The following is a 25,010-nucleotide window of genomic DNA, read 5'->3' as shown; positions in this document are numbered from 1 at the left end:
AGACGCCCTATATCAATCGAAACAGACTTTTGGGGGAGTGCCTATGAACATGCACCCAAGCGACCTTGAGATTTCATCTGAGCGGGCCAAAGCCGAGGCGGCTTTGGCCGTTTTGCGTGACTGGGCGAGCCGCGCCACGCCGACCGAAGTGGCCGAACTTGATCCGGCCATTTCGCGGCTTTTGCCGGAGGCGGATGATTTCGCCAATTATCCGGCGCTGCGGCGCGCCTACCCCGAGGATTTCGAGGCCTCAGAGGCCTATCGCGACACGCTGCCTGATTTGCAAAACGGGCCTGAAAGCCTGATCAAAGGCGCGAAACGTCAGATTCAGCATGTCGGGATTTCGAATTTCCGTCTGCCGATCCGGTTTCACAGCCGTGACAGTCATGATGCGGGGGGCGATCTGACACTTGAGACCTCGGTCACTGGCACGGTCAGTTTGGAGGCAGAGAAAAAGGGCATCAACATGTCCCGGATCATGCGCTCCTTTTACAAACATTCCGAGCGCACGTTTTCCTTTGACGTGATCCAAGCCGCCCTGCGCGATTACAAAGCCGATCTCAACAGTTTCGATGCCCGCATTCAGATGCGGTTTTCTTTCCCGGTCAAACGTGCCTCGCTGCGCTCTGGTCTGAGCGGCTATCAGTATTATGACATCGCTTTGGAGCTGGTGGAGACCAACGGGAAAATGACAGAAATCATGCATTTGGACTATGTGTATAGCTCCACTTGCCCCTGTTCTCTTGAACTTTCCGAACATGCGCGCCGCACCCGACATCAATTGGCCACACCGCATTCACAACGCTCCGTGGCGCGGATTTCGGTTGAGGTGCGGGATCGGGCGGACACGCTTTGGTTCGAAGACCTGATTGATCTGTGTCGTGCGGCCGTGCCGACCGAGACACAAGTCATGGTCAAGCGCGAAGATGAACAAGCCTTTGCGGAACTGAATGCCGCCAATCCGATTTTCGTTGAAGATGCGGCCCGCTTGTTTGCGCAAAACCTCGAAAATGACCCTCGGATCGGTGATTTTCGCATCATCGCCTCGCATCAAGAAAGCCTGCATTCTCATGATGCGGTCTCTGTGCTGACCGAGGGCGAAACGTTCGCGGCGCAAAGCCTTGATCCCAAACTCTTTGCCACACTTTTCCACGTTGGTTGATCACGTCATGGGCTGTGCTTGACATGCGCGGCTTGGGCAGCCAAGCCTTGCCGTTATGACGGATCTCAGGCCTGTAGGATATGTAGTCGGAACCCTCGTGGCCCTTTTGGGGCTGACGATGATTGTGCCGTTGTTGGTCGAGCTGGCCTACGGCAACGCCGAATGGGGGGTATTTTTGGAGGCAGGGGTGGTCACCACTGTGGCCGGCGTGTCGATGGCACTGGCCTGTGCCAATGGCAAATCCGAAGGCCTTTCCATCCAGCAAATGTTTCTTTTGACCACGCTGATCTGGCTCATCTTACCGATCTTTGGTGGCATTCCCTTCATGCTTGGCGCGACCGAGGCCGGGTTTACGGACGCGTTTTTTGAGGCGATGTCGGGCATGACCACCACAGGTTCCACGGTGTTCTCCGGCCTGGACGATCTGCCGGAGGGGCTGTTGCTCTGGCGGTCGATGTTGCAATGGTTCGGTGGCATCGGGATCATCGTCGTTGCCATGGTGTTCCTGCCCGAACTCAAAGTCGGTGGGATGCAGGTGTTTCGCTCCGAAGCCTTTGATACAGATGGCAAAGTTTTGCCCCGTGCCGCCGAAATTGCCTCGCGGATTTCGGTGATTTATGTCTGGCTCACCGTGGCCTGTTTCATTGCCTATCTGGTGGTTGGGATGAGCGGGTTCGACGCGATCAACCACGCGCTGACCACGCTCTCCACCGGCGGGTTTTCAACCCGAGACGCCTCTTTCGGTGCCTTCCAAGGCCCGGCGGAATATGTGTCCTCTTTCTTCATGATCCTCGCCAGCTTGCCGTTCGTGCGCTATGTGCAGTTGATTGCGGGCAGCGCCAAACCGTTTTGGCGCGACACTCAAATTCACGCCTATTTGGCGGTGATTTTTGGCCTGACCCTGTGTTTCGCGGTCTACCGGCTGATCGTCAACGAGGACCATTTTGAACACTCCTTTCGCGAAGGGATTTTCAATGTCACCTCGATCATTTCTGGCACCGGCTATGCCTCGGTTGATTACCAGCTTTGGGGGGCCTTTCCCGCCGTTGCGTTCTTTTTCATCGGCCTGATCGGCGGCTGCGCGGGGTCGACGGCGTGTTCGGTCAAAATCTTTCGCTATCAGCTTTTGTTTGCCTCAATGCGGGCGCAAATTCGCAAGATTCACAGCCCAAACGGTGTCTTCACCCCGCGTTACCAAGGCCGGCCGGTCTCTGAGGATGTGCTTTCCTCGGTGATGGCGTTCTTCTCGTTTTTCATCGTCACATTGGGCATCACATCGGTGCTTTTGGCGGCGACCGGATTGGACCTTGTGACGGCCGTGTCGGGGGCGGCCACGGCACTGGCCTGTGTTGGTCCGGGGCTTGGGGATATCATCGGGCCTTCGGGCAATTTCGCCTCGCTCAATGATCCGGCAAAATGGGTCTTGGCGATTGCCATGTTGATCGGTCGGCTTGAGGTTATGTCGGTGTTCGCGCTGTTCACAATCCGGTTTTGGCGTTCATAAGCGCCCCACGTACAACGCATGGGAGACCACGCATGTCTGAAACTTCGACCACGCCTGACACTGATCCGCATGTGATGAGTTACCACCGGGTGCGCCAAGCGCTTGGGGCTGTTGCGCTGCTGCTTCCCCTGAGTTTGATCCTTGGGGGATTGGCGGTGGAGGGCAATCTGCGTGACAGCCTGTCCAACTACTTTTTCTCGCCTTTACGCGAGGTTTTCGTTGGTGCGCTTTGGGCCATTGGCGTGTTCTTGATCTCCTACAAAGGCTACGCGCGGCGCTCAGATGAACGGTTTTCCGATCAGGTGCTTGCCCGGATTTCGGGTCTCTCGGCTTTGATGGTTTCGGTGTTCCCATCACTCGAAGATTGTCCTGCGGCGTCTGAGATCTGTGTCTTGCCAGAGCGCACCGTGACACAGATTTGGGTCAACACCGGACCGTCGGCTTGGGTGCATAACATCTCTGCCGTGGTGTTTTTTCTCTGTCTTGTGGTGTTCTGTTTGGTGCAGTTTCCTAAAACCTCAGACCAAGCCCGCCGTCGCGTTTACCGTGCCTGCGGCTACGGCATTTTGGCGACGTTGGCGGTGATCAGCACCGCTTTTTTGACGGCGCGTTTGGGCGGTCAGGGGGCGGCGGAGTTTGTCTCTCGTCACAATCTGATTTTCTGGGGCGAGGCCGCTGGGGTTTGGATTTTCGCCTTGGCGTGGTTGACCAAAGGCAAAGCGGATCAATCCGCAGTCCGTTTGATGCGCAAAATCGTGCCCGGCGCCTAAAGCGCATAGGCGATCGTATGCCATACAAAAGCCCCGCAAACTTTGCGGGGCTTTTGATTTTGAACGGCGCTGATTTAGTTCCAGCAGCTCACCAAGACGGTCAAATCGCGGCCCACTGTGACCAATTCGCTATCCGACATATCGCGTGCCGCGTCCGAGGCCGACACGGCGATGCCATTGTTTGAGAGGAAGGTGGCGAGCTTTTCCATGTCATAGGCAAAGGCCACGTCATCGGGCAGGCTGCGCGCTTGGGACTCAGGGATCGTGTCTTTGGCGGCCAACATGCCGATGACCGCGCCTTGACCGTTCAAAAGCGGTCCGCCCGCTTCGCCCGGAAGGGTGGTCATCGCCAAGCGCAACAGATCCTCTTCGCCGTTCAGGCCTTTGTGCTCGGCCATCAGCCCATAGTTCAGCGTCGGTGCGCCCAAACGACCCTCATAGGCAAAGCCCGACACAGACACCTCAGATTGAAGCCGGGGCAGGCGGCTGTCAAATTGGGCCACAGACAGGGGGGCGAGGGACTCGGACGGGGTCACAAGCGCCATGCCACCTTCGATCGCGGTGACCGTGGCCTCATAGCTGTCGTCTAGGGTGATTTTGGTGCACTGCGCCACCAAATCGGCGGAGGTCAAAACCGCGCCGGAGGCATTGACGTAAAATCCGCTTCCGGCCTTTTCAGGGCGGCGAATGTCGAGGCCTGCCATCAGGTCGATGTCCTGCGCAGCGCCATCGCCATAGGCATCGGGCAAAACGCCCTCGGTCGGGGTGAAAGAGGCCTGCATCGCCGCAAGCGCCATTTCGCGGCGTTGCTCGTCGCCTGCGGGCCAAATCAGGGTCCATCCCTTGACCGTGCCATTCACCAACCGCGCCTCTGTGTGCGACACGATCTTGGAATTCATCCCGGTCAGGGTGAAGGATTTGCTGTCACGGTTGCGCGGGCCGTCCATGGGGACAATCTCAAGCGTCTGCATGATCTCATACAGCCCGCCCAACGTCGCCTCATCGCCAGTTTGCGAGATTAACATGACCTGAACGTCGGAGCCGTTTTTGGCGCTGTATTTGGCAAAGGGCGGCGTGTAGGCGTCAAACCCCACCATGCCGGTGGGCAGGGTGATGGCAATGCCCGCCACATCGTCAGTGACCGGGGCCAAGGACAGGCTGTTGATCACAGCGTCATAGGCGGCCAGAACTTCTCCGCGTTGGCGGGTGGTCAACACGCCGGTGATGTCATAGCCGTTGGCGGCTTGCCAGTCGGACATGGCGCGGCGTGTGCCGGGACCAAAGGCACCGTCGATGCCGGAATTATACACGCCCGCAAATTTCAATGCGCGCTGCAAGGCCTCGCGTGCCGGACGGTCCAGATCGCGTTCGGATTGCCGGGCTTGGGCTGGGGTTTCGTCGATCTCCACCGGGGTCATCACCGTGTCGATGATCTGTTCCTCAGCGGGCGCGCTCGCGACCGTATCCGCAGGTGCCATCGGGGAGACGGGGGCCAATGTGGCGACATTGACACCAACAGGCCAAAACGGTTGTTGAAAGCGGTCGCCTTCGGTCAGGTAACTGTCGCCCGGGATGAGGCCCTGAGCACGCAATTGACGGCGCGCGTCTTCGGCTTCGGCTTCGGTCGCGTAGGGGCCCAAAGCGATGGCGTGCCAGCGGCCCGGAAGATTGAACCCAACCACATTCGGCAGCTTTGCGGCATAGTCTTGCGCCGCATCGGTGGCTTGGGTCAGGGTTGGCTGTGCTTCGACCTGAATCCATTGTTCGGCGTTGGCCGCAGTGAAAGACAACGTGGCGGCAAGTCCAAATGGGACTGCGGCGAAAAACCTATGCATAGAAACCCTTACTTCCTGATGATTGAGCTTGGCCCAATTCTTGTAACTTTTGGCAAAGAAACCATGTTTTACGGGAAGGTCAACAAACAACCCGGTGAGATGTGACGGAAAAAAGTCAGGTGTGGCTGGCAAATCCGCCTGAATGCATCTGAATGTGCCCGAATACAGCAGAATGCACCCCGCATGTGCCCCTTTCGATTGACGCCCCGTCGGCTCTTGGCTAGTGAGAAGCCGCGTTTCCCAAGCTCCGAAGGCTGAGAGTAACCCATGTCCGAGATGACCGAAAAACCGCGCTCCTTTCAGGAGATCATTCTACGGCTTCAGGCCTATTGGGCCGCAAAGGGCTGTGCCATTTTGCAACCTTACGACATGGAAGTGGGGGCAGGGACCTTTCACCCGGCTACGACGTTGCGCTCGCTCGGCACCACGCCTTGGGCCGCCGCCTATGTTCAGCCGTCGCGTCGTCCGACCGATGGCCGCTATGGCGAAAACCCGAACCGCTTACAGCATTATTATCAGTACCAAGTGCTGATCAAACCGTCGCCGCCCGATCTTCAGGCGCTCTATCTTGGCTCGTTGAAAGCCATCGGCATCGACACCGATTTGCATGATATTCGCTTTGTCGAGGATGACTGGGAATCTCCCACCCTTGGCGCATGGGGCTTGGGCTGGGAGGTCTGGTGTGACGGTATGGAAGTGTCGCAGTTCACCTATTTCCAACAGGTCGGGGGCCATGATTGCCGTCCGGTTTCGGGCGAGCTGACCTATGGGTTGGAGCGTTTGGCGATGTATGTTTTGGGTATTGATCACGTCATGGACATGCCGTTCAACAATCCGCAATCGCCGATCCCGCTCACTTACGGTGACATCTTTAAACAGACCGAAGAAGAATATTCGCGCCACAACTTTGACGCCGCCAACACCGAGATGTTGCTCAAACATTTCGAAGAGGCGGAGGCCGAATGCCATGCTTTGCTGGAAAATGACGCGCAGGACCCGAAAACCGGCAAGCGCATCATCATGGTCCATCCGGCCTATGATCAATGCATCAAGGCCTCGCATGTGTTCAACTTGCTCGACGCACGCGGGGTGATTTCGGTCACCGAACGTCAGGCCTATATCGGGCGCGTGCGCACATTGGCCAAAGCCTGTGCCGATGCCTTCGTGCAAACCACGGCGGGTGGATATGCCCCCGAGGCAGCAGCGCAATGAACGGTAAATTCGTCGCAGGTGGCATCGTGTTAACAGCAATCGTCTTTGGCGCGGGTCTCTATTACTCGCAAATCTACGCCTATTATCAACCGATCGACGCCAATGCCCCCGCTGCCACGGTGCGCTTGACCACGTTTGACGGCGTGGCTGAGGACATTTTGGCCGAGGATTTCAACGGTATCGACGCCGATACTTCGCCGATCAAATTTCGCGCCTGTTTCACCACGCCGCTCTCCTTGCCGATGATGACCGAGACCTTCAAACCCTATGCGGAGGCCGCTCCTTTGGTGGCACAGAAATGGTTTGACTGTTTTGACGCCGGACGGATTGGCGCCGACATCGAAGCCGGGACCGCCGTGGCGTTTTTGGGCGAAGAGAACGCCCCCTACGGCATCGACCGTGTGGTCGCCGTCTACCCGGACGGGCGCGGCTATGCCTGGAACCAAATCAACCATTGTGGCGCGGCTGTCTTTGACGGCGATCCTGCGCCCGCGGATTGTCCCCCCGCGCCAGAAGGAAACTGATCCATGCCCGATTTGCTGATCGAACTCTTCTCGGAAGAAATCCCGGCGCGGATGCAAAAGCGCGCCTCTGAGGATTTGAAATCCCTTGTCACCAATGGTTTGGTCGAGGCGGGTCTGACCTACGCCTCTGCCGGCGCGTTTGCGACGCCACGCCGTTTGGCTTTGTCCGTTGAGGGCCTGTTGGCCGCGTCTCCGACCACGGTTGAAGAGCGCAAAGGCCCCCGCGTCGATGCGCCCGAAAAGGCGCTTGAGGGCTTCTTGCGCGGTGCGGGTGTCACCAAAGAGGACTTGGACATCCGCGACGAGAAAAAGGGCCAGGTCTATGTCGCCAAGATCACCAAACCGGGCCGTCCCGCCGCTGAGATCGTGGCCGAGGTTTTGGAAAACGCGATCCGTACGTTCCCCTGGCCGAAATCCATGCGCTGGGGCAATGGCTCCCTGAAATGGGTGCGCCCTCTGCATTCTATTGTCTGCCTCCTGTCCTCTGAGGAGGGCGCGGAGGTGGTGCCTTTGGAACTTGACGGGATCACGGCGGGCAACACTGTTTGGGGCCATCGCTTTATGTCCAAAGGTGCGTTTAAGGTCTCCGGATTTGACGACTATGTGACGAAACTCAAACAGAATTTCGTGGTCTTGGACCCGAATGAGCGCGCCGATCACATTTGGCATGACGCCACCACCCAAGCTTTCGCGCAGGGCCTCGAAGTGGTTGAGGATAAAGGTCTTTTGGCCGAGGTCGCGGGGCTGGTCGAATGGCCTGTGGTGTTGATGGGCAACATTGACGAGGCTTTCCTTGGTCTGCCGCCTGAGGTGCTTCAGACTTCGATGAAAGAACACCAGAAATTCTTCTCCGTGAAGAACCCGAAGACGGGTCGCATCGAGAAATTCGTGACCGTCGCCAACCGCGAGACCGCCGACAATGGCGCGACCATTCTGGCAGGGAACCAGAAGGTGCTGTCCGCGCGTCTGTCCGATGCGAAATTCTTTTGGGAAAATGACGTGCGCACGGTGGAGCGCGCCAAAGACAATAAGGGCCTTGAGGCCATGGCCGCGCCTTTGGCCAATGTCACCTTTCACAACAAACTTGGCTCGCAGTCCGAACGCATTGCCCGCATCGCCGCTTTGGCCCGCGAAATCGCGCCCATCGTTGGGGCCGACGCGGATGAGGCGGAATTGGCCGCGAAAGTTGCCAAGGCCGATCTCTCCTCTGAAATGGTCTACGAATTCCCCGAGCTGCAAGGCATCATGGGGCGCTACTACGCCAAACGCGCCGGGCTGTCTGACGCTGTGGCCGATGCCTGCCGTGACCACTACTCGCCGCTTGGCCCTTCAGACGATGTGCCGACCGAGCCGGTCTCCGTCGCCGTGGCTCTGGCCGACAAACTCGACACGCTGACAGGCTTTTGGGCGATTGACGAGAAACCGACGGGCAGCAAAGACCCGTTCGCCCTGCGCCGGGCGGCGTTGGGGGTCATTCGGTTGGTGTTGGTGAATGATTTGCGGCTGAAACTCTTGGATGCGCTGCGTCGTTCAGATTTTGTGCGAGAATACTGGAAATTTGTTGCTTCCACGCGTGCTGGTGACAGTGGAAAAGCCAACTCGAATGAGACGACTGAAGAATTTCTGCATCGCATCCTGCGCGATCAGTTCGTTGATTACGAGCCTAACCCAGATTGGTCGCCTGAAGACGCGGGTAAGAAAGTAAGGGGCGAGGCCGATTTCTCGCAACTTATTGAGAAATACGTCGTTTATACCGTCCACGTAGAGACAAACAAATGTCTACGCGAAGACCTCCTCGCCTTCTTCCACGACCGTCTCAAAGTCTTCCTGAAAGACGAAGGCATTCGCCATGACGTGATCGACGCCTGCCTTGCCATGCCCGGCAATGACGACATCACGCTCTTGGTCAAACGCGCCCGCGCGCTGTCGGAAACTCTGGCCACCGAAGACGGCAAAAACCTGATCCAGGGCTTCAAACGCGCCAACAACATCCTGTCTCAGGCCGAGGAAAAGGACGGCGTGGAATATTCCTTTGGACCGGACCTCAAATTCGCTGAAAGTGACGCCGAAAAGGCGTTGTTTGCGGCCCTTGATGCGGCAGACGCCAAAATCAAACCCGCGATGGCCGAGGAAGATTTCGCCACTGCCATGTCCGCCATGGCAGCACTCCGCCCAGCGGTGGATGGGTTCTTTGAGGCGGTTCAGGTCAATGCCGACAACGACATCCTGCGCCGCAATCGCTTGAACCTTTTGGGGCGCATCCGCGACATTTGCCTCTCTGTCGCCGATCTGACCAAGCTTGAGGGCTAAGTCCCGGCTTTGGGGCTGCAACATTTGATGTGAGCGCAAACCTTTCAGTTGCGCTCACGCCCTCCCCAAGCGTACCCTGCGCCACAAAGGGAGTGCCGCAGTGCAGCAAGACAATGAGAACCTCGGGTTTACCCGCATCCGCCGCGTCGCACCGATTGCCGTGAACACCCATGGTGGGCGCGCGAAATGTCTTCAGCGTTTGATCCGTCTCGATCTGCCTGTGCCCGAAACCATTGCGCTGAGCTTTGATGCGGTGCATCGGCTGGCTGAGGGGCAGAGTTTTGACAAACACGCATTGTTGCGGGTGTTTGGCAATGCACCTTTGCTCTCTGTGCGGCCCTCGTCCGAGGACCCCGATTGGGGCGGTCCCGGTGCCATTCTCAACATTGGGATGAATGATGCCCGCCACGCCGAGCTGACGAAAACCCATGGGCCAGAGGCCGCAGACGCGCTTTATCTTCGATTTGTGCAATCTTATGCCGTGCATGTCGAACGTCTGGACCCGGAAGTGTTCGAATTTGACACGTCTATGTCGGTGTCCGAGGCTTTGAAATCGGCGCTGAACGCCCATGAAGACGAAACCGGCGATCCGTTCCCGCAAGACCCGGCGTTTCAATTGGGGCAGGTGTTGCGCTCGATGGCGCGCGCCTGGGAGGGCACGACTGCGCGGCTGTTGCGTCAGGCCAAAGGCGCGCCCGCGGATGCTGGGCTTGGTTTGATTGTTCAGGCGATGTCCTTGGGCATCGGGCCGGACGAATCCGGGGCCGGGGTGATGCAACTTGTCGATGCCACGACCGGCGCGCCTTTGATCAAAGGGCGCTACAAGCGTCAGGCACAGGGTCGCGAGGCCCTTTCGGCACAGAACAATGCGATGTATCTGACCCAAGACGCGCGCGGTCCATCGCTTGAAGAAGAACAGCCAAAGCTCTTTGCTCAACTGGTTGAAATGAGCAAACTCTGCCGACAACGGTTGCGCGAAGAGATGCAGGTGGAATTCACCATTTCGGGTGGGAAATTAGCCGTGCTGGATGCGGTGCGGGTGCCACGCAGTTCGCGGGCCGCGCTGCGCATCGCGGTGCAATTGGCCGAAGATGGGATTATTTCACGCGAAGATGCGATTTTGCGGGTGCCGCCGCGCTCGTTGACCGAGTTGCTCCACCCCCAGGTCGATCCAAACGCCCCGCGTGATGTGATCGCCAAAGGCATCGCGGCCTCGCCAGGCGGCGCGGTTGGGCGGATCGTGTTCAACTCCACTGTGGCGCAAACCTATGAGGCGCGCGGCGAGCCCTGTATTCTTGTGCGGCGCGAAACCACCCCCGAAGACATCCGGGGCATGCATTCCTCGGTCGGCATTTTGACCGAACGTGGCGGCGTGACCTCGCATGCGGCGGTGATTGCGCGCGGTATGGGCGTGCCCTGTGTGGTCGGCGCGTCGATCCGCATCAACACGCGCGAACGCACGCTGACCTTGGAAGATGGGCGCAAGCTGGCCGAGGGGGATATTTTGACCCTTGATGGCTCGGCGGGCGAGGCCTTGGTCGGGGAGGCACAAATGTTGCCGCCGGTGAAAGACCATTGGTATTTGCAATTGATGGAATGGGCCGATGCGATCCGCGATTTGGGCGTGCGTGCCAACGCTGACACCCCGGCAGACGCGGCCATGGCGCGCGACTTTAAGGCCGAGGGCATCGGGCTGTGCCGGACGGAGCATATGTTCTTTGAGGCGGATCGTTTGACAGTGATGCGCGAAATGATTTTCGCCGCGAAACACGAAGATCGCTCCGAAGCAATCGCCCGTCTTCTGCCGATGCAACGATCTGATTTTATTGAGTTGTTTCGGATTATGGAAGGCTTGCCTGTGTGCATCCGGCTGTTTGATCCGCCGCTTCATGAATTTCTACCCTCCGATCGCGAAGGGGCGAAGGAACTGGCCGAAGCGCTCGATTTGCCGCTTTCCGATGTGACGCGCCGGATTGAATGGTTGTCCGAATTCAATCCGATGTTGGGGATGCGTGGCGTGCGTTTGGGCATCACCTTTCCTGAGATTTACGAAATGCAAGCGCGGGCGATTTTTGAGGCCACGGTGGAGGCGTCCAAACATGGCGCAGCTGTCGTGCCCGAAATCATGATCCCGTTGGTGTCGGCGCGCCGCGAGGTGGAGATTGTCAAAACTCAGATCGACGGGGTGGCCGCGGCGGTCAAAAACGAAACCGGAGCCGCCTTTACCTATCGGCTTGGGGTGATGGTTGAAACGCCGCGTGCCGCGTTGCGGGCCCATGACATCGCCCAACACGCCGATTTCCTGTCCTTTGGCACCAATGATTTGACACAGATGGCTTATGGCCTGTCACGCGATGATGCGGGGCGGTTTATGAACGCTTACGTGCAACAGGGCGTGTTCCCCGAAGATCCGTTCCATTCGCTTGATGTCGAAGGGGTGGGGGAGTTGTTGCGGATTGGCGCAGAGCGCGGGCGTTCGAGCCGCCCCGACCTCACTGTGGCGGTGTGCGGCGAGCACGGCGGCAACCCCGAATCTATCGCCTTTTGTCGGGCCATTGGGTTGGACTATGTGTCCTGTTCTCCCTTCCGTGTGCCGGTTGCCCGCCTTGCCGCTGCGCAACTTGTCGCCGAAGAGGCAAAGTGATCACACTTGCCTCTCAACCTGCTGAAAATAAAGGCTCTTGTTGGACGTTTTTTGAGAATTTTATGGGTTTTTGCATCTGTATCTTGACTGTTCAGAAACCCCTCGGAACGCCCTAGGCTGGACCTTTGAGGAAAATTACCCTATCCCGCCGTTCGAACAACACCCCGTGAGGCCCAAAGGTTGGGCGCAATGGAGGGATAAATGAGATCCTTAAACAAGCTGGCGGCGCTTGCGTTCGTGGCTGCGTTTGGCTTTTGCGCACTTCCCGGTGCAGGCCAAGCAGACGTCAAACTCAGCTCGTCAAACGACCCGGGCCTTGCGCTTGGCCTGCCGTTGACGGCGCTTTTGGACCAAGAGCGTAGCGGTTTGAAAAATGTCGATGCGGATGCAATCGAACGGCTGTTGGCAAGCTTCAAACCGAAGTTAAAGCCTCAGCCTCCCGTGACGGTCGACTATTCCGACGCGTTCCTGTCGCAACGGCCCAAAGCAACGGGTGGCGAGCAATGGCAATGCCTGTCTGAGGCGCTGTATTTCGAGGCCCGTGGCGAAAGCGTCAAAGGCCAGTTTGCTGTGGCCGAAGTGATCCTCAACCGCGTATCCTCCCCGGCCTTCCCGAACACCGTGTGTGGCGTGATCCATCAGGGCACCGGCAAAAAGTACCAGTGCCAATTCACCTATACCTGTGATGGCCGCGCTGAGGTGATTTCCGAACCCGCCGCATGGGATCGGGTCAGCAAGGTTGCGCGTCTGATGTTGGATGGCGCGCCGCGCCCTCTGACCGAAGGGGCCACATTTTACCATACCCGTGCCGTGACGCCGAGCTGGGCGCGCAAATTTGCCCGCACGGCGCAGATCGGGGTTCACTATTTCTATCGTAAACCCAAAGCGTAACAGCGCAGATCACGGATTTGTTTCAAACCCCACCGGTGAAACGGCGGGGTTTTGCCGTTTGGCGGCGGGGTCGGCGGCGAAAGGGACATTGGCCTTGGACGCGCCGGGAAAATCATTGTAGCAAGGCGAAAATAACCACGAAAGACCCAAACGTGTCCGAGATCCGACAGGCCTTTGAACATCCCGAAGTGCGCGCCAGCGCCACCGCCGCAGAGGTCCCGCATGACCGTATTTCCCTGCGCGATCATGTGGTCGAGGTCGAAATCGGTGCGTTTCAGGTCGAACGCGGCGTGCGGCAGCGGGTGGTGTTTAATGTGGTGGTGGAATTAACGCCGCTCAGTGGCCCGATTGATGACGATGTCGATCGCATCCTGTCCTATGATCGTCTGACCGAGGCCATTCAGATTGAATTGGCCGCCGAACGTCTCAATCTGTTGGAAACTTTGGCCGAACGGATTGCCCTGCGCATCTTGTCCGAACCGCGCGCGTTTCGGGTGTTCGTGCGGGTTGAAAAGCTGGACCGGGGGCCGGGGGCTTTGGGTGTTGAGATTGTGCGCAGTTCTGATCCTGCCGCAGATCAGCCCAAAAGCGCGCAAAGTGTCACGCCCGTGCCGCATCCGGTGATTGTGCATCTTTCGCCGGAGGCGCTGGACCATCCAAACCTGACCGCTTGGATCGACGCGATGGACGCCGATCCGCGCCCGATGATTGTCACGGTTGGCTTGCCCGCCTGCGAACGTCCGCACTCGGACGCAAAGCCTGTGCAACGGCGGATTGACCTTTTGGCGATAGAACAGAATGCATGGACGCTTGCGGGCCGTGACCCGCGGTGTGTGGTGCGTGCCTCGCGTACCGAACTCGATTGGGCGGCGCGGCAAGGCCATATCTCGGTCTGGGCCCCGTCCAAAATGGTGCTTGATGCGGTGCATGGGCCAACAGGCGATGTGGCGGATCTGGTCGCATGGTTGGCGCAAGAGATGTCTGCCGCAGCGCTTTTGAGCTTGGGCCTCACCTCGATTGACGGTGCGTGCGCGCTTGATCTGGCGGGTCCTTGCGAGCTTTCCGCGAGCGGCACGTGAGCCTCACGATGTCTTCTCTCTATTATCGACCGATCCCCTCCATTGATCCTGCGCGGCCCTCAGACGCTTTGACACTTGCGGGCGGCTGGGCCTGGTTTTCGCAGGTCGAGGTGCTGTCCCGCGCCGCGCCGTCGCGCTTGATCCCCGCAACTGAGCTGCCCGAGGAGGTCAAAACCCGCCTGACAGCGCCCCGCGCGCCTTTGGCGGGCATGGATTTTGCGCGGCCCAATCTGATGGGCATTCTCAATGTCACGCCCGATAGTTTTTCTGATGGCGGGATGTTTGATGCCCCCGACGCAGCACGTGTTCGGGCACAAGTGATGATGGCTGAGGGGGCGGATATTCTTGATATTGGTGGCGAAAGCACTCGCCCAGGCGCGGATTACATCGCGCCCGAGCTCGAAATCACCCGCACAGCGCCAGTGATTGCCGCCATCCGGGCGGGGTCCACTGTGCCAATGTCCATCGACACGCGCAAAGCCGCTGTTGCGGCTGCGGCTTTGGCTGCGGGGGCGGATTTGATCAATGACGTCTATGCGTTTTGCCACGACCCGGAGTTGGCCAACGTGGCGGCGCAATCAGGTGCGCCTGTGTGTTTGATGCACGCCCAAGGCGACCCGGAGGTGATGCAAGAGCATCCCGAGTATCAAAACGTGCTGCTGGATGTTTATGACTTCCTGGCTGCGCGGATTGCAGTGGCGGAGGCGGCGGGCATTTCGCGGACGCAAATTTTGGTCGATCCAGGCATTGGATTTGGCAAAACTCAGGCCCATAATCTTGCACTTTTACAGCGCATTTCTCTGTTTCATGCGCTTGGATGCGGTGTTCTTTTGGGTGTGTCGCGCAAAGGCTTTATTGGCCGGATCGGCAACGCGCCTGAGGCCCGAGACCGCGCGCCGGGCTCAATCGCTGTGGCCTTGGCCGCTGTGGCGCAAGGGATTCAGGTGCTGCGGGTCCACGATATCAAAGAGACAAAACAAGCGCTTGCCCTGTGGCAGGCGGTGAGCGGTGAGGGAGGTCAGCATGACGCGTAAACTTTTTGGCACGGATGGTGTGCGAGGGCGGGCCAATTCCGCACCAATGACAGCAGAGATGGCGCTGAAACTCGGGGCTGCTGCGGGGCGGTATTTTCGCCGCGACGGTTCGCGCGAACACCGCGTGGTGATTGGCAAGGACACGCGCCTGTCGGGCTATATGTTTGAAACCGCGATGACGGCGGGGTTTACCTCGACGGGCATGAACGTGTTTCTGCTTGGCCCGGTGCCAACCCCCGCCGTGGGCATGTTGACCACCTCGATGCGCGCCGATGTCGGCGTGATGATTTCCGCCTCGCACAACCCGGCCGAGGACAATGGCATCAAATTTTTTGGCCCCGATGGGTTCAAATTGTCGGACGAGGCCGAAAGTGAAATTGAGCGCCTGATGGAGACCGAGATTGAGCCGGCGCAGGCCGACAATATTGGCCGTGCCAAGCGGATCGACGATGGACGGTTTCGCTATAACGAACGGGTCAAATCCACCCTGCCGCGTGGGATGACCCTTGCAGGTCTCAAGGTGGTGATTGATTGCGCCAATGGCGCGGCCTATCGCACTGCCCCGAGGTGCTTTGGGAATTGGGCGCCGAAGTGATCTCTGTGGGCACCCATCCCAATGGCCGCAACATCAACGATCACTGTGGCTCGACCTATGTCCAAACCGCAGCGGAAGCGGTGGTGGTGCATGGTGCCGATGTTGGCATTTGCTTGGATGGCGATGCCGATCGGGTGATGATTTTGGACGAGACCGGGCAGGTCGCTGATGGTGATCAGCTCATGGGGCTGATGGCCAAATCATGGGCTGATCAGGGCCGTTTGGCGGGCGGTGCTTTGGTTGCAACGGTGATGTCGAACCTTGGGCTGGAGCGGTTCTTGCAGGCCGAAGGGCTGCGGTTGGAACGCACCTCTGTGGGCGACCGCTATGTGGTCGAACGGATGCGCCAGGGTGGATTCAACCTTGGCGGCGAGCAATCCGGCCATATCGTGATGACCGATTACGCCACCACGGGCGATGGTTTGTTGGCGGGGCTGCAATTTTTGGCCGCCATGGTCGAGACCGGCAAAAAAGCCTCTGAAATGTTGCAGGTGTTTGAGCCGGTGCCGCAGCTTCTGAAAAACGTGCGCTATGCCGTGGGCCAGCTTCCGTTGGAGAACGGCGGTGTGAAAGCGGCGATCGCGGATGCGGAGGCCAAGCTTTCGGGCAATGGTCGGTTGTTGATCCGCAAATCCGGCACCGAACCTTTGATCCGGGTGATGGCGGAAAGCGTCAGCGAGACCGTGCTGAACGGGGCCGTGGATCAAGTGGTCGCGGCGGTGGAAGTCGCAACGCGGTAAGCCGTTATGTTTGATAAAGATAAGAAAAGGCGGCGTATTGGGCTGCCTTTTCTATAATATGTCGCATTTGTGCAAGCTGTTCGTTTACTGGCCTGCCACAAAAGGGGAATAGACGAGGCACATGCCAGCGTTCATCAGGGTCCAGATCACGCCAACGATACGCAGGCCGACCCCAGAATTTCCTTTGGGTTGAGCGACGGCTACAGCGCGCGCGACGCCCAACAGGAAGACGCCGAATATGACAAATGAGACGCTCAACAGTGGCGCTAAGAGTGGAACGAATGAGGCAAGCGCTAAAAAAACAACCATGACGGGCAAAAACAACAGGCCTGCCAGATAATTGCCCGCCCAAAACGTGTCGCCAAGGCCCTCACGCCCGGCCAAAAGGCTTTTCCAAAACCCAAAAGTAAACATCCGCGCCCGCTCAGCCTGAATCTCGCCCTCATTTTTCGGGGTCAGATCGGCGGGGATGTGATCGTCATGTGGCGTATTGGTCATGGGAAACTCCTTTGGCCCATCTGCACATGAAAAAGAGCGCCCCGCAAGGCGCTCTTTCGACGCATTTGGGCGTCATGTTTGGCTCATCCGCGCAATTTATGGTGCAGGATGATCGGCACGACGAGGTCCTCTTCGTCGCTCAGGTGCCGCGCCAAAAGGGCGCTGATGTCGGCGGCGCTGCTTTCAACATCGCCCACCTCATGGCGCATATCGACAGGCGACAAATGCGCCAGTTGCACCACACGGTTGGCGCTGCGTTGGAATCGATCCAATGTGGCGTCCAGTGCCGCGTGATCTGCCTCCAACATCTCAAGCCCTGCCATCAGGCGCCCTTCTGCGGCTCCCAATTCGGGGAAGAATTTGCGATCTTCCCAGTTGTGATGCCCATGCAGATTGCGCAACAGGAGATCGCCATATTTGGCGAGCTTTTGAGCATAGATCTGATCATCCATCTTATTGTCAATAAAGGCCTCGGTGTCCTCCAAAACATAGGAAGACAGCGCGCGAAACATGGTATGAGCGCCCATCCAATTTTGGATGGAGCTGGCGAAATTCGGGTGATCCGGCCAGACATCGCGCGGATAGTCCCGAAGCAGAAACTGCATCTCTTCTGGCAGCCCCTGTCTTGTGTCCACTGTGTGTATCATGGCGGAGATATGGTGTGGCGCTGAATTCGTTACAATATAACATTCGCGCAGAGCCGCTTTGTCACCTGCGCACAAAGATGCGTTTCACTGAGGCCCATTGCGAAATCGCCACCCCGCCCAGGATCAACCCCAGCGCAATCAAAAGCGTGGGCGGCAAAGGTTCGCCCAAGACCTGCGCGCCCAAGATCACGGACCAGACTGGCACCTGATAGTTGACCAGCGTCATAAAGGTTGGCCCCGCAGAGCGGATCACCAAAACGCGCAACTGGTTCATCGCCGCGGTGGACACCACGCCTAGAAAAATCAACGCCAAAAAGGCTTTGAGCGGTGGCACGCCGGGAATCCCTTCGGTCAAGATCGAAAAGGGCAGGGTGATGACCGCCCCGGACGCCATCATGATCGTGGTCAATGCGGTCGAGTTGATCGGCGGAATGCGGCGGATGGTGATGGAATTGAGCGCATAGCAAAACGCCACGGTGAGACAGGCCATGCGGCCCCAAAATTCCAAATCCGCGCCGGTGCTGTCCAAAGCAGATTTGCCGATCAAAAGCGCCACGCCGCAAAACCCAAGTGTGACACCGATGATCGCACGCAGCGAAAGGCGTTCGCCCGCCACCATGAAATGCGCCATCGGCAAAACCACCAAAGGCACTGCGGCCATCGACGTGCCTGCAAAGCCCGAGGTCACATATTGTTGCCCCCAATTGAGCAGTAAAAATGGAATGGCCGAGGACACCGCCCCAGCCCAGATCAGCGACATGGGATGCGGCCTATTGTCTGGGTCTGTGCCCATTTTAAACCCGTCTTTGCCCCAAAACACCGCCATCACCATCGCCGCAATGGTCAGCCGGAATGTGGCCAACCAAAACGGTGCGATGCCGGTGAGGGCAATTTCGATCACCATGAAGGTCGAGCCCCAGACAAAGCCGAGAACACCGACCATGATCCAAGAGGTGCGGGTGATATTGGGGAGGGGCGACATGGTTAATCCTCGTAAGGGGAGTGGGCGGGCTGACCGTCCAATGTGGTGTAGCGGCGCGTTTTCACTTTGGAGGCACCGGGGTCGCGCGTGTAGGTTAGGATGCGATCATGATCGGGATAGGTCACGGTGTCGCCGGTCGAGCGCGTGCCGATCACCAGATAGCGCGCGTCTTGATCGCTGACATTGGTCAGGCAATGGCCTTTTCTGACCCCGGCTTTGAACGTCGCGCCCTCTCCTGTGCGCAAAACGTAGGTTTCGGCCCCTTCGCTCACCTGCACCTCACCTGTCACCACAAAGACCATTTCATCCTCGGTTTGGTGCCAATGCTTGATTGACGACGCCGATCCTGGCGGCAAGATTTCAAGAAACGCGCCGAACTGGGTCAAGCCGCCGCTATCGCTGAACAAAAGGGCGTCATAGGGGCCGCAGGAGGAGGTGCCGCTGTCTTTGAGCGCGCTGTCTGGCGTAAATTTTGGCATGGTGGCCTCCTCATGAAAAAGGCCCCGACGCATCCGCCGGGGCCTTTCGTCATCTCTGACAATGGCGCTTAGTTGCGCGCTTTGTCGACCATTTTCCCGGCGGTGATCCACGGCATCATGCCGCGCAGCTTCGCGCCGGTTTCTTCGATCATATGCTCGTCGTTGGCACGGCGCGATGCTTTGATCGTCGGCTGGCCCACAGCATTTTCCAACATGAAGTCGCGGACGAATTTGCCCTGTTGGATATCGGTCAACACGGCTTTCATCGCGGCTTTGGTCTGCTCGTAGGGCAGGATGCGCGGGCCGGTGACGTATTGGCCGTATTCCGCGGTGTTGGAGATCGAGTAATCCATGTTGGCAATGCCGCCTTCATAGATCAGGTCAACGATGAGTTTCACTTCGTGCAAGCACTCAAAGTAAGCCATTTCCGGCGCGTAACCGGCTTCGACCAGGGTTTCAAAACCGCAACGGATCAACTCAACGAGGCCACCACAGAGCACAGCCTGTTCACCGAACAGATCGGTTTCGCATTCTTCGCGGAAGTTGGTTTCGATAATGCCCGAACGACCGCCACCGATGGCGGAGCAATAGGACAGACCGATTTCAAGCGCTTTGCCGGTTGCATCGGTGTCGACAGCCACGAGGCAGGGCACGCCGCCGCCTTTGGTGTATTCGCCGCGCACGGTGTGACCCGGACCTTTCGGGGCCATCATGATCACGTCAACGCCCGCTTTCGGCTCAATCAGGCCGAAGTGCACGTTCAAGCCGTGAGCAAAGGCAATCGCAGCGCCTTCACGGATGTTGTCGTGGACATATTTTTTGTAGGTTTCGGCCTGCAATTCGTCGGGCATGGTGAACATGATCACGTCACACCAAGCCGCAGCTTCGGCGATGCCCATGACTTGGAGGCCTTCCGCTTCGGCTTTCTTGGCCGAGGCGGAGCCTTCGCGCAGAGCGACGACGAGGTTTTTCGCACCAGAATCGCGCAGGTTGAGCGCGTGGGCGTGACCTTGCGAGCCGTAGCCCAAGATGGCGACTTTTTTGTCTTTGATGATGTTCACATCGCAATCGCGATCGTAATAAACGCGCATGTGGGCGCTCCTTATTCTTTGGTAACTGTGCAAGCCTCTTTCGAGTCTGCGGGCACTATCGTTCAAATCTCCCCTCTGTCGCGTGCAAAGTTTGACCTCATTTGGTATTTGTGAAATAAGATCATTCTCACAAATGTTATTTTATGAAAAAATCATGCAAGTAGACGATACAGACCGCCGCATCCTGCGCCAAGTGCAAGCTGATCCCGAAGCACCCGCCTCGGAATTGGCCGAGCGCGCCGGGGTGACACCCGCCACATTCGCCCGTCGATTGGAGCGGATGCGCGAGGGCGGTGTGGTCAAAGCGATCCGCGAACAGGTCGATTGGCGCGCTTTGGGCTATGAGGTCGAGGTGTCGTTGCGCGTCACCTTGGACAAAACCGAACCGCGCGCTTTTGACGAATTCATCACCGCCGCCCGCGCCGTGCCTGAGGTGATTTCCATCGGTACATTTCTGGGCCGGGTTGATGCGCGATTGTTGGTCATCGCCCGCGATATGTCTGATTATCAACGGATTTATCGCGAACACATCCTGTCTTTGCCACATATGACCGACATTGAGGCCTTGATGCAGGTGGCGACCATTAAAGATGCGCAATCGGTGCCGTTATGAGCCAAGATACGATGGAATTGGACGACATCGACCGCGGCCTGATCCGGGCGCTATGCGAGGACGCCACGCAATCGGCGGGCGCTTTGGGCCGCGAGATGGGGCTCAGTCAACCGGCAACATGGCGGCGGATTAAGCGGCTTAAAGAGTTGGGGGTTTTCGGCCCACGCCGGGTCGATTTGGACCTTGAGGGGCTGGGGTTTGGCGTGACGGTGTTTTTGGGGATCAAATTGGCGACCAAAGGTCGGGTGTCCTTGGAGGATTTCGAACGCGCGGTCCGGGCAATTCCCGAGGTGCAGACCGTGCAACACGTTTTGGGCCTGTTCGATTATCGCCTGCGCGTGGTGGCGCAAGACCTGCCGGATTTTGAACGCGTGCTGCGGCGACGGATCATGACGCTGCCCGGTGTGGGCAACGTCGAGGCCAACGTTTTGCTGTCCGAGGAGCGCTGCCCAGGACCGATCTAGGCCTTATTTATGCGGAATTTTGTCGGAGGGCAGATCGGCGTAGCCGGTGATCATCGGTTTGACCAAATTCTCGCCCTTGCGCTTTCTGTACCAAAAAATCGCGCCGATATGGCCCAGAACCATCAGCAAAAGCAGGGTTGAGAGCGGTTCATGCAGCGACAGCGCCTTGCGCGCCACATCGCTTGAGACATACTGCGCCAGCGGGCCGACATTGATGTAATCTTCCGGGTCGGCCAAGAGCCCAGACATCACCTGCATCGCCAGAATCAGCAAAACCCCGACGACAAAAATCGCGCCGACCGGGTTGTGGCCATAGGAGCGCGAGGGGGTGGGCGAGGGCAGGGTCCGGGCATAGGAGATGACCTTGCCCGGACCTTTGACAAATGTGGCGAACCGCGCCGTTTTGGTGCCGAACAGCCCCCAGAGCAGCCGCAGCCCCACGATCCCGGCCACGGTGTAGCCCGAATAGAAATGCAGCGTCATGATGTTTGGGCCAAATTTTCCCAAGCCCCATGAGGTGGCGAAAGCGATCACCAAAGCCCAATGGAGGATGCGGACAACGGGGTCCCAAACATAGGTTTTGTTCAGCGGTTCTGACATCGGTTCGCCTTCGTCTTAGCGCTTAAAAATCTTTGGCGCGGTAGTCGTCGTGGCAGGCTTTGCAGGTGCCGCCGAGTTTGCCAACGGCGGGCTGAAGCGCCTCAAGGCCGTTGCCCGCAACGCCGTTCAACTCGGCCACAGCTTGGTAAAACGCCATGCCTTTTTCCTGAAAACCCGGCATATCGGCCCAGATTTTAGCCTCTGCGCGGGTCTCCCCCAGCAGATCGTCATTCGAGGTGCCCGGTGCGAAAAGGTCGGACATGGTGTAGCCGGTGAGGGCCGCAAGATCCTTCGCGGCTTGGCTTGCCACATCGGCATCATAGTCGATTTTGCCCTGTGCCATGGCACCCAAAGTGGACATTTCAAACCCCACGAGGGTGAAAAACGCGCGGCGCGCTTTGGCCACGTCAGAGGGGGATTGGGCCAAAGCCCCGCTCGCGGCGGTGGCGGCGATGATGGTCGAGATAATAAGGTTACGCATAGGATGATGTTCCCTGTCAGGTGAGGTAATGAATGGCGAATGTGTCCACAAGATTTGCCAATCATGTCATGGTATTGCATGAAGTGAATATGACAATCTGTCCCGCCCGGTGGTGCAAGTCGCAGAAGCGGTTCAACTTTTTGTTATGATGGCGCTAACCGGGCGCTGGGTCGCACCCGGTTGCACGTTGTGTTTTACGGTCTGCCGAATGTCAGGCAGACAGAATCCGGGTCACCATTTCGGTTGTGTCCCGCGATAGGGTCGGGGTGGCCAAAATCCGCTCCAACTGCTCGCGCATCATGCCTTGGCGATCCGCGTCATAGCGCTTCCAGGTTTCAAACGCCCCGGACATCCGCGCCGTGGTTTGCGGATTAAGCGCATCCAGTGCAATGAGTTGATCTGCCAAAAGTGCGTAGGCTTTGCCATCAGAGGCATGAAAGCCCGCGTGATTGCCCGCCAATGCACCGAACACGGACCGGAAACGGTTCGGGTTTTTCATAGTGAAATCTGGGTGTTGGGTAAGGGATTTGGCAACCTGTGCGGCTGTATCGGGGGCGGCGGAGGCAACTTGCATCATGAACCATTTGTCCATGACCAAACGGTCATCTTTCCACTGATCGCCAAAGGCGGCCAATTCCTCATCGCCAAGTCCCGCCGACAACAAGGCCTGCAACGCCCCGGCCTGTTCCGTCATATTGTCCGCGCGTTTGTAAAGCGCGCGCGCCGTGGCCCCGCCATCACTCAGCGTCAAAAGTGACAGGGCAGAGAGGCGCAGGCTGCGTTTGCCAGATCCGTCTGCGTCAGGCACAAAGGCCCCGGCATCGTTTTCCACATAAAGCGCGGGCAACACTTCGCGCAGATGCGTCGCCAAAATCCGCCGTAGCTCTTCGCGTGCGGCATAGATTTTATCCGGGTTCGGCGTGACGCCGGCATCATAGAGCGTTTGCGCCAAATCGTCCTGCGATGGCAGGCCAAGCGTCAGCGCCCGGAAGGCGGGATCGAGGCTCTCATCGGTGAGTACGGTTTTGATCGCGTCGAGATAGGCGTTGGCGGGCGGCGTGCCGTCCATGATCATCGCGATCAGCGTGTCCTTGGCCAACATCCGCCCCATTTCCCATTTCTGAAACGGGTCGGTGTCATGGGCCAACAGGAAGGCACGGGTCTGGGCGCTCATCTCGCGCTCAAGCACCACAGGCGCGGAGAAATCGCGCAGGATTGAGGCCGTCGGACGCGCGCCCAACCCGCGAACGAAAAGCTTTGGGTCGTTTCGGTCATCTCAAGAATGGTCGTCGGCACAGCCTCGGCCCCATTCGGTCCAATCAGGCCCACGGCAATGGGAAGAACCATCGGTTGTTTGTCGGTCTGGCCCGGTGTGGCGGGGGTGGATTGAGTGAAGGTCAGCGTGAATGTGCCGTCTTGCCATTCCTCTTGAACACTCAAGCGCGGCGTGCCCGCCTGAGAATACCATTGTTTGAATTGTGTAAGATCGCGCCCCGTCGTGTCGGCAAAAGCCGCGAGCCAATCCTCAATGGTGACAGCCTGTCCGTCATGGCGCTCAAAGTAGAGATCGCAGGCGTTTTTATAGGCCTCATCCCCGACAAGCCGCTTGAGCATCCCGATGATTTCCGCACCTTTCTCATAGACGGTGGCGGTGTAGAAATTGTTGATTTCGACAAAGCTTTCGGGCCGCACCGGATGGGCCAAAGGGCCGTTGTCTTCGCGGAATTGCCGGGCGCGCAGGGTGAGAACTTCTTCAATCCTTTTAACGGCATGGCTGCGCATATCGCCGGAGAACATTTGATCACGGTAGACTGTCAGGCCCTCTTTGAGGCAGAGCTGAAACCAGTCGCGACAGGTGATGCGGTTCCCGGTCCAGTTGTGAAAATACTCATGGGCAATGATGCCTTCGATCCGTTCAAAATTCGCGTCGGTCGAGGTTTCTTTCGAGGCCAAAACACAAGAGGAGTTGAACACGTTCAGCCCCTTGTTTTCCATGGCCCCCATGTTGAAGTCATCCACCGCGACAATGTTGAATATGTCCAAGTCATATTCCCGGCCATAGACTCGTTCGTCCCACGCCATACTGTCTTTGAGTGCCTGCATGCCAAAGGCGCATTTGCCCTCATCGCCAGGACGAACCCAGATGTTGAGGTCCACCTCTTTGCCCGATTGCGTGGTGAAGGGACCGGGGTGATTGATCAAATCGCCCGCCACCAAAGCGAACAAATAGGAGGGTTTCGGCCAAGGGTCATGCCATTCGGCAAAGCCCGGTCTGGATGCCCCGGATTGCCGTTGGACAACATCACCGGCATGTCGGATTCCACACGTACGGAAAAGGGGGCCATCACATCGGGGCGGTCCGGGTAATAGGTGATTTTGCGAAAGCCTTCGGCCTCGCATTGGGTGCAATACATGCCGTTTGACATGTAGAGGCCTTCCAGTGCGGTGTTGGTTTCGGGGCTGATTTCGACCTCGGCCTCAAAGGTAAAGGGCGCGGTTGGAAGGTCGCCGGATTTGATCACCAAATGGGTGTCCGTGACCTCATAGGGCACGATGGCCTCATTTACGGCCACGGCGATGAGGTTAAGGTGCTCGCCGTCCAAAATCAGATCGCCGGGATTTTGCACATTCGGCACAAAGGTGATTTTGGACAGAACTCGCGTGGCCCGAGGGGCCAGCCGAAAGGTCAGATGCACATCGCGCACCCAATGATGCGGCTCTTGGTAGTCCTTGAGGTAAATCGTTTGCGGGGCGGCATCTTTCATCGGGGATCCTTTCGCGGATGGAACCTGCATCTTTGATGCAGAAGGTAGGTCTTTGCACAGGGGGCTGCAACTCCCGGTGTGGCGAAAGTG

General features: G+C 58.2%; 20 protein-coding genes and 2 pseudogenes. 13 read left to right on the top strand and 9 right to left on the bottom strand.

The features are described from left to right. The first annotated feature begins 43 nt into the window (after positions 1 to 43). The 3 genes from folE2 to DA792_RS11725 are packed head-to-tail and all read left to right on the top strand — an operon-like array spanning position 44 to position 3,436. Positions 44 to 1,162 carry a GTP cyclohydrolase FolE2 gene (gene folE2, locus DA792_RS11735; RefSeq protein WP_107720098.1) on the top strand — a complete coding sequence of 373 codons (1,119 nt, stop codon included), beginning with the start codon at positions 44 to 46 and terminating at the stop codon, positions 1,160 to 1,162. A 55-nt stretch (positions 1,163 to 1,217) separates the two neighbouring features. After that, on the top strand, positions 1,218 to 2,666 hold the full coding sequence (locus DA792_RS11730) for a TrkH family potassium uptake protein (RefSeq protein WP_107720097.1): 1,449 nt from the start codon (positions 1,218 to 1,220) through the stop codon (positions 2,664 to 2,666). Between the two features lie 32 nt (positions 2,667 to 2,698). Next, positions 2,699 to 3,436, top strand: a complete 738-nt coding sequence (locus DA792_RS11725; RefSeq protein ID WP_107720096.1) for a DUF998 domain-containing protein — start codon at positions 2,699 to 2,701, stop codon at positions 3,434 to 3,436. A 74-nt stretch (positions 3,437 to 3,510) separates the two neighbouring features. On the opposite strand, the gene DA792_RS11720 is transcribed toward DA792_RS11725, so the two are convergent. Beyond that, entirely contained in the window at positions 3,511 to 5,271 is a 1,761-nt protein-coding gene (locus DA792_RS11720; RefSeq protein WP_107720095.1) for a trypsin-like peptidase domain-containing protein, read from the bottom strand. 267 nt (positions 5,272 to 5,538) lie between these two features. On the opposite strand from DA792_RS11720, the gene DA792_RS11715 reads away from it, so the two are divergent. From DA792_RS11715 to glmM, 8 genes and pseudogenes are all read left to right on the top strand, one after another. Next, complete coding sequence (locus DA792_RS11715) at positions 5,539 to 6,483, top strand: glycine--tRNA ligase subunit alpha (RefSeq protein ID WP_107720094.1); 945 nt, start codon at positions 5,539 to 5,541, stop codon at positions 6,481 to 6,483. After that, positions 6,480 to 7,007 carry a DUF6446 family protein gene (locus DA792_RS11710; RefSeq protein ID WP_107720093.1) on the top strand — a complete coding sequence of 176 codons (528 nt, stop codon included), beginning with the start codon at positions 6,480 to 6,482 and terminating at the stop codon, positions 7,005 to 7,007. The genes DA792_RS11715 and DA792_RS11710 overlap by 4 nt, the downstream gene beginning before the upstream one ends. Before the next feature lie 3 nt (positions 7,008 to 7,010). Continuing rightward, the gene (gene glyS, locus DA792_RS11705) at positions 7,011 to 9,317 is read left to right on the top strand and encodes a glycine--tRNA ligase subunit beta (RefSeq protein WP_107720092.1); all 2,307 of its coding nucleotides are present in this window, start codon (positions 7,011 to 7,013) and stop codon (positions 9,315 to 9,317) included. Between the two features lie 100 nt (positions 9,318 to 9,417). Then, on the top strand, positions 9,418 to 11,961 hold the full coding sequence (locus tag DA792_RS11700) for a putative PEP-binding protein (protein WP_107720091.1): 2,544 nt from the start codon (positions 9,418 to 9,420) through the stop codon (positions 11,959 to 11,961). Between the two features lie 201 nt (positions 11,962 to 12,162). Beyond that, on the top strand, positions 12,163 to 12,852 hold the full coding sequence (locus tag DA792_RS11695; protein WP_107720090.1) for a cell wall hydrolase: 690 nt from the start codon (positions 12,163 to 12,165) through the stop codon (positions 12,850 to 12,852). Positions 12,853 to 13,004: 152 nt separating this feature from the next. Further along, positions 13,005 to 13,931 carry a dihydroneopterin aldolase gene (locus tag DA792_RS11690; RefSeq protein ID WP_107720089.1) on the top strand — a complete coding sequence of 309 codons (927 nt, stop codon included), beginning with the start codon at positions 13,005 to 13,007 and terminating at the stop codon, positions 13,929 to 13,931. 8 nt (positions 13,932 to 13,939) lie between these two features. Beyond that, entirely contained in the window at positions 13,940 to 14,965 is a 1,026-nt protein-coding gene (folP, locus tag DA792_RS11685; RefSeq protein WP_107720088.1) for a dihydropteroate synthase, read from the top strand. Then, positions 14,955 to 16,300 (top strand): annotated as a pseudogene (glmM, locus tag DA792_RS11680) (phosphoglucosamine mutase). Before folP ends, glmM begins: the two are co-directional and overlap by 11 nt. An 84-nt stretch (positions 16,301 to 16,384) precedes the next feature. On the opposite strand, the gene DA792_RS11675 reads toward glmM, so the two are convergent. The 5 genes from DA792_RS11675 to ilvC all read right to left on the bottom strand — a co-directional run bounded on the left by DA792_RS11675 (position 16,385) and on the right by ilvC (position 19,997). After that, positions 16,385 to 16,798: a hypothetical protein gene (locus DA792_RS11675; protein WP_107720087.1), complete on the bottom strand. Its 414-nt coding sequence runs from the start codon at positions 16,796 to 16,798 to the stop codon at positions 16,385 to 16,387. A gap of 83 nt (positions 16,799 to 16,881) precedes the next feature. Further along, positions 16,882 to 17,403 carry a hemerythrin domain-containing protein gene (locus DA792_RS11670; RefSeq protein WP_107720086.1) on the bottom strand — a complete coding sequence of 174 codons (522 nt, stop codon included), beginning with the start codon at positions 17,401 to 17,403 and terminating at the stop codon, positions 16,882 to 16,884. A gap of 103 nt (positions 17,404 to 17,506) precedes the next feature. Further along, complete coding sequence (locus DA792_RS11665) at positions 17,507 to 18,427, bottom strand: DMT family transporter (protein ID WP_107720085.1); 921 nt, start codon at positions 18,425 to 18,427, stop codon at positions 17,507 to 17,509. Between the two features lie 2 nt (positions 18,428 to 18,429). After that, entirely contained in the window at positions 18,430 to 18,906 is a 477-nt protein-coding gene (locus tag DA792_RS11660; RefSeq protein WP_107722676.1) for a cupin domain-containing protein, read from the bottom strand. 68 nt (positions 18,907 to 18,974) lie between these two features. After that, positions 18,975 to 19,997, bottom strand: coding sequence for a ketol-acid reductoisomerase (gene ilvC, locus DA792_RS11655; RefSeq protein WP_107720084.1), 1,023 nt, complete (start codon positions 19,995 to 19,997; stop codon positions 18,975 to 18,977). Positions 19,998 to 20,151: 154 nt separating this feature from the next. Between ilvC and DA792_RS11650 the strand changes: the two genes are divergently transcribed. After that, on the top strand, positions 20,152 to 20,610 hold the full coding sequence (locus DA792_RS11650; protein ID WP_107722675.1) for an Lrp/AsnC family transcriptional regulator: 459 nt from the start codon (positions 20,152 to 20,154) through the stop codon (positions 20,608 to 20,610). Continuing rightward, complete coding sequence (locus DA792_RS11645) at positions 20,607 to 21,074, top strand: Lrp/AsnC family transcriptional regulator (protein ID WP_199908164.1); 468 nt, start codon at positions 20,607 to 20,609, stop codon at positions 21,072 to 21,074. The genes DA792_RS11650 and DA792_RS11645 overlap by 4 nt, the downstream gene beginning before the upstream one ends. A gap of 3 nt (positions 21,075 to 21,077) precedes the next feature. On the opposite strand, the gene DA792_RS11640 is transcribed toward DA792_RS11645, so the two are convergent. The 3 genes and pseudogenes from DA792_RS11640 to pepN form a co-directional block, all read right to left on the bottom strand. After that, positions 21,078 to 21,674: a cytochrome b/b6 domain-containing protein gene (locus DA792_RS11640; RefSeq protein WP_107720083.1), complete on the bottom strand. Its 597-nt coding sequence runs from the start codon at positions 21,672 to 21,674 to the stop codon at positions 21,078 to 21,080. Positions 21,675 to 21,696: 22 nt separating this feature from the next. Continuing rightward, a complete protein-coding gene (locus DA792_RS11635) occupies positions 21,697 to 22,155 on the bottom strand; it encodes a c-type cytochrome (RefSeq protein ID WP_107720082.1) in 459 nt (152 codons plus the stop codon). Positions 22,156 to 22,366: 211 nt separating this feature from the next. After that, positions 22,367 to 24,920, bottom strand: a pseudogene (gene pepN, locus DA792_RS11630) (aminopeptidase N). Positions 24,921 to 25,010 lie beyond the last annotated feature (90 nt).

Origin of the sequence: Celeribacter baekdonensis (assembly GCF_003047105.1) — a bacterium.
GTDB classification, from domain to species: Bacteria; Pseudomonadota; Alphaproteobacteria; order Rhodobacterales; family Rhodobacteraceae; genus Celeribacter; species Celeribacter baekdonensis_B.
The sequence above is the reverse complement of the archived record's forward strand: the minus strand, read 5'-3'. Positions and strand labels throughout refer to the sequence as shown.